Origin of the sequence: Kineococcus gurbantunggutensis, assembly GCF_050871925.1 — a bacterium.
In the GTDB taxonomy this organism is placed as follows: domain Bacteria; phylum Actinomycetota; class Actinomycetes; order Actinomycetales; family Kineococcaceae; genus Kineococcus.
In genome coordinates this window covers 1-4,492 of the sequence record NZ_JBJLSG010000257.1, presented here as the reverse complement: position 1 = coordinate 4,492, position 4,492 = coordinate 1, and the positions used below count along the sequence as shown (strand labels likewise).

Sequence of the window (4,492 nt, the reverse complement as noted above, 5' to 3'; positions counted from 1 at the left end):
CCACGGCGACGTCGGCGGGGGGGGGGGCCCCCGGGCCCCCCCCCCGCCGCCCCCCCCCCCCCCCCCCCCCCCCCCCCCCCCCCCCCGCCCCCCCCCCCCCCCCCCCCCCCCCCCCCCCCCCCCCCCGCCCCCCCCCCCCCCCCCCCCCCCCCCCCCGCCGCGCTCCTCAGCGGCCTGGAGGGCGCCGCGCTGGACCGGGCCCTGTCCAGCGCGTGGTGGGGCCTGCTGCTGTCGAACCTCGTGCTGGCGGCCGGGGTGCCGCTGGCGTGGCTGGCGCTGGTGGCCGGGTACGGGCGCGGGCCGGGCGCCCTGGCCTCCACGGCGGGCCGGTGGCGGTGGGGGTGGGCGCTGCGGGCGCTGCCGCCGGTGCTGGCCGTCGCCGTCCTGGGCGCGCTGGCGATGGCCGCGGCCGAGGCGCTGGCCGGCCGCGCGCCGTTCGGGGAGGGCAGCGCCCCCGCCGCCCGGCAGGCGGTGGCGCTGCTGGCGGTGGTGGTGCTGACCACGCCGCTGCAGGCCGCCGGGGAGGAGTTCCTCTTCCGCGGCTGGCTGGCCCAGGCGCTGGGCTCGTGGTGCGCGCGGCCGCTGGTGGGCGCGGTGCTGGCCGCGGTGGTCTCGGCGGCGCTGTTCAGCGCCGCGCACGGCGCGCAGGACCCGTGGCTGTTCGCCGACCGGTTCGCCTTCGGCCTGGTGGCCTCCTGGCTGGTGCACCGCACCGGCGGCCTGGAGGCGGCGGTGGTCCTGCACGCGGTGGGCAACGTCGTCCTGATGGTGCCGGCGGTGCTCACCGGCGCCCTGGCGCGGTCGCTGGAGGCGGGCAGCGCGCCGCCGCTGCTCGTCGTGCTCGACGTGGCGGCCCTGCTCGCGGTGGCCGTCCTGGTGGACCGGAAGGCCCGCGCGGGCGGGACCCGCGCCGCTACCGTGGCGCGGTGAAGGTCGTCGTGGCGGGGGGCTCGGGCGGGTTCCCGCGCCTGGAGCCGGCGCTGCGCGACCTGCTGACGTGAGCGCCCGGCCCGGGACCCGCGCGGTCGCCGCCGCCCGCGCGCACCTGCTGCTGCAGGGGCTGGCGGTGCCGGCGTGGTGGGCGGCGCTGGCGCGCTGGGAGGGGTTCCGCGCCCCCTTCGAGCTGGGCGCGCGGAGCGTGCTGGACGGCTTCCTCGTGCCCGACGTGGTGCTGGCCGCCGCCTCGCTGGGCGCCGCGGTGCTGGCCGGGGCCCGGCCGCGCGCCGGCGCCGCGCTGGCCGCGCTCACGTGCGGCGCGGTGCTCTACAGCACCGCGCTGACGTGCGCGTACGCCGCCGCCGCCGGGACCGGCGGGGTCGGGGCGGTGGCGATGGCGCTGGCCGCGGCGGGCAGCGCGGCCGCGCTGCTGGTGCTGCAGCGGTCGGCGCGGTGAGGCTCTACCGGGTCGCCCGCCCCGCCCCGCACCGGCGCCACCTGGCCAGGACCCTGGGGTGGATGGTGCTGGTGTGGTTCCTGGCGCTGGTCGCGCTGCCCGCGGTGCTGCGCGGGGTGGAGGTGCTCCTGGGCGTGCCGCGGGTGCTGCTGCCGGGCGGGCCGGCGGCGGGGGCGGTGCTGCTGGTGGCGGCCAGCGCCTTCGGGGTGCGGTGCGCGTTCGCGATGGCCCGCGGGGAGGGGACCCCGGTGCCGTTCGAGGCCGCGGCCCGGCTGGTGGTCACCGGCCCGTACCGGCTGGTGCGCAACCCCATGGCGCTCAGCGGCACCACCCAGGCCCTGGGGGTGGCGCTGCTGGTGGGCTCGCCGCTGTACTGCGCGGTCCCGTTCGCCGGAGGGCTGCTGTGGCACGTCGCCGTCAGGCCCTCCGAGGAGCGGTTCCTGGAGTCGCTGTTCGGGGAGGAGTACCGCGCCTACCGGGCGGCGGTGCCGCTGTGGCTGCCGCGGCCCGGGGGGCGCGCGCGGCCCCCCCCCCCCCCCGGCGCCCCCCCCCCCCCCGCGCGCCGGGCGCCGGGTGGTCGGGGTCGGGTGGGCCGGGGGGGCACCCCCGCCCCCGCCCCCCGCCCCCCCCGCCCCCCCCGCGCGGCTGAACCGCGCCCGGGGTGCGGCGGGCGCCGGGGCGGACCACGATCGCGACGGGGCGCCACCGCGGGGCCCCGCGTCAGGAGGTGGCGGTGTCGCCCAGCGTCCCGAGCAGCCTGCTGCCGCCGCTGCTGCGGCTGGCCCGCGCGAACCGGGTGTACTCCTCCGCCGCCGAGGCGCACCGGCACGTCGCCGAGCGCGCCGGGCACCCGCGCCCGCACGACCCGCCGCGCCGGCTGCGCCGGGACGTGGCGGTGTCCACCACGCGCTGGGCGGGCTGGCCGGTGCACGTGCTCACCCCGCGCGCGGGCGGCGCGCGCGGGGCGGTGGTGCACGTGCACGGCGGCGGGTGGGTCAACGAGGTGGTGCACCACCACTTCCGCTTCGCCGCGCAGGTGGCCGCCGGGGCCCGCACCACGGTGCTGCTGCCGGTGCACCCGCTCGTGCCGCGCGGCACCGCCGGCGCCGTGGTGCCCGCCGTGGCGGACCTCGTGCGCTCCGCCCGCGACGAGCACGGCCCGGTGTGCCTGTCCGGGGACTCCGCCGGCGGGCAGATCGCGCTGTCCGCCGCGCTGGTACTGCGCGACGAGCACGGCGTGGTCCTGCCGCGCACGGTGCTCGTCTCCCCCGCGCTGGACCTGTCGCTGGCCAACCCCGGCATCGACGCGGTGCAGCCGGCCGACCCGTGGCTGGCCCGCGAGGGCACCCGGGTGCTGGTGGAGCTGTGGCGCGGGGACCTGCCGGTGGGCGACCCGCGCGTCAGCCCGCTCGCGGGCGAGCTGGGCGGGCTGGGTCCGCTGACGGTGTTCTGCGGGACCCGCGACATCCTGCTGCCCGACGCGCGCCTGCTCGCCGAGCGGGCGCGCGCCGCCGGGGTGGACGTGGAGCTGCACGAGGGGCGCGGGCTGGTGCACGTGTACCCGCTGACCCCGACGCCGGAGGGCCGCGCCGCGCGCGCCGCGGCCGTGGCGCGCTTCCGCGAGGCCGTGCACGCGCCCTGAGCGGCGCGCGCCCCGCGGGGGGGTGCGGGTGCTCAGCGCCCGGGGCGGGCGGGTTCCCAGCCGGCGGTGCCGGTGGCCAGGTCGACGACGAGGTGCCCGGCGGGGTCGCTGACCCGGTGCACGACGACGCCGCCGTCCGCGGCGGGGCGCACGGCGAGGTTCGCGAACACCGCGAACCGCAGCAGGCGCGCGCCCCGCGGCAGCGCGTAGGGGCCCCAGCCGCCGCGCGCGCACGGCTCGCCCGGCGGGACGGCGAGCCAGCCCTGCCCGTCGCCGCGGTCCCACGCCGGGCGCGGGAGGTCCGGGTGGAACTCCACCCCGGCGAGCTCGCGGCCGTACCAGCCCGGGCCGTCGGGGTCGTCCTCGCGGATGCCGGGCACCACCTCGTGCTCCAGCGACACCGCGCGCCCCGGGCCGGCGACGCCCGCAGGCAGGCGGTCGCCGAACGCCTCGGCCCAGGTCCCCTCGTCGCGCAGCCCGCGCAGCACCAGGCGCCGGCCGGGCAGGAACTCCCCGCAGTCCACGTCGAAGGCCACCAGCCACCGGCCGCGCACCGGGTTCACGCCCGCTGCGCGGGCAGGTCCAGGGTGTGGGCGGTGCGGTCGCGCTTGGCCGCCAGGTAGCGGGCGTTGGCCGGCGAGAGGTGCACGCCGGTGGGCACGCGCTCGGTGACGGCGACGCCGAGGCGGGCGAGCTGGGCGGCCTTGTCGGGGTTGTTGGACAGCAGCCGCACCCGGTCCACGCCCAGGGCGGTGAGCGCCTGGGCGGCGGCGGTGTAGTCGCGCTCGTCCTCGCCGCGGCCCAGGGCCACGTTGGCGTCGTAGGTGTCCAGGCCGGAGTCCTGCAGGGCGTAGGCGTCGAGCTTGGCGTACAGGCCGATGCCGCGGCCCTCCTGGCGCAGGTACAGCAGGAAGCCGCCCTCGCCCGCGATGCGCTCGACGGCCTCGCGCAGCTGCGGGCCGCAGTCGCAGCGCTCGGAGCCGAACACGTCGCCGGTGAGGCACTCGCTGTGCGGGCGCACCAGGGGCGCCGGGCCGCCGGCGGCGGAGCGGGCCAGGGCGCCGCGCCAGTCGCCCAGCGCGAGGGCCAGGTGCTCCAGGCCGTCGGTCAGGCCCGTGAAGGTGGACACCCGCGCGGTGGTGGCGTACCCGTCGCCGAAGCGCAGCGGCACGTCCACCGAGGTGCGCACCGCGGCGGGCGCGGCGGTGCGGCGGGGTCCGCCGGCGCCGTCGAGGGCGCCGGCGTGAGCGGGGGCGTGGGCGGGGACGGCGTGGTCGAGCGGGGACGGCACGGTGGGCTCCTGCGGCGGCGGGCGTGGCGGTTCCAGCCCGGTACTTTAACGGACAATAAGTTGGGGTGCCCGGGCCGTCAAGGAACGGCCCGCCGCCGCCCCGGCCGCTCACCGGGCCGGCGCAGCACCGCCCGGGCCCGGGCCGGCGCCGCCGCGGGGGCGGGGG

General features: G+C 81.2%; 6 protein-coding genes and 1 pseudogene. 4 read left to right on the top strand and 3 right to left on the bottom strand.

Annotated features, from left to right (window positions below):
* Positions 1–240: 240 nt before the first annotated feature.
* Together ACRYR7_RS24520 and ACRYR7_RS24515 are read left to right on the top strand one after the other, a co-directional pair.
* Positions 241–930, top strand: coding sequence for a CPBP family intramembrane glutamic endopeptidase (locus tag ACRYR7_RS24520; protein ID WP_432574939.1), 690 nt, complete (start codon positions 241–243; stop codon positions 928–930).
* Positions 931–997: 67 nt separating this feature from the next.
* Positions 998–1,393 (top strand): hypothetical protein, encoded by a 396-nt coding sequence (locus tag ACRYR7_RS24515; protein ID WP_432574938.1) that lies wholly within the window; start codon positions 998–1,000, stop codon positions 1,391–1,393.
* A gap of 4 nt (positions 1,394–1,397) precedes the next feature.
* Here the strand turns inward: ACRYR7_RS24515 and ACRYR7_RS24510 are convergent, their stop codons facing one another.
* The gene (locus ACRYR7_RS24510; protein ID WP_432574937.1) at positions 1,398–1,706 is read right to left on the bottom strand and encodes a hypothetical protein; all 309 of its coding nucleotides are present in this window, start codon (positions 1,704–1,706) and stop codon (positions 1,398–1,400) included.
* Between ACRYR7_RS24510 and ACRYR7_RS24505 the strand changes: the two are divergent.
* Together ACRYR7_RS24505 and ACRYR7_RS24500 are read left to right on the top strand one after the other, a co-directional pair.
* Positions 1,642–1,794: pseudogene (locus ACRYR7_RS24505) on the top strand (methyltransferase); the annotation flags it as partial. The gene ACRYR7_RS24510 and the pseudogene ACRYR7_RS24505 overlap by 65 nt on opposite strands.
* Before the next feature lie 332 nt (positions 1,795–2,126).
* Positions 2,127–3,035 (top strand): alpha/beta hydrolase fold domain-containing protein, encoded by a 909-nt coding sequence (locus tag ACRYR7_RS24500; protein ID WP_432574936.1) that lies wholly within the window; start codon positions 2,127–2,129, stop codon positions 3,033–3,035.
* A gap of 32 nt (positions 3,036–3,067) precedes the next feature.
* Here ACRYR7_RS24500 and ACRYR7_RS24495 read toward each other — a convergent pair whose 3' ends face one another.
* Together ACRYR7_RS24495 and ACRYR7_RS24490 are read right to left on the bottom strand one after the other, a co-directional pair.
* On the bottom strand, positions 3,068–3,598 hold the full coding sequence (locus ACRYR7_RS24495) for a hypothetical protein (protein WP_432574935.1): 531 nt from the start codon (positions 3,596–3,598) through the stop codon (positions 3,068–3,070).
* Complete coding sequence (locus tag ACRYR7_RS24490) at positions 3,595–4,206, bottom strand: GTP cyclohydrolase II (protein ID WP_432574940.1); 612 nt, start codon at positions 4,204–4,206, stop codon at positions 3,595–3,597. Before ACRYR7_RS24490 ends, ACRYR7_RS24495 begins: the two co-directional genes overlap by 4 nt.
* Positions 4,207–4,492: the final 286 nt, after the last annotated feature.

Bases quoted from the DNA above. Each gene is read 5' to 3' on its own strand.
- ACRYR7_RS24510 (WP_432574937.1), bottom strand. From the start codon at position 1,706: ATGGGGTTGCGCACCAGCCGGTACGGGCCGGTGACCACCAGCCGGGCC.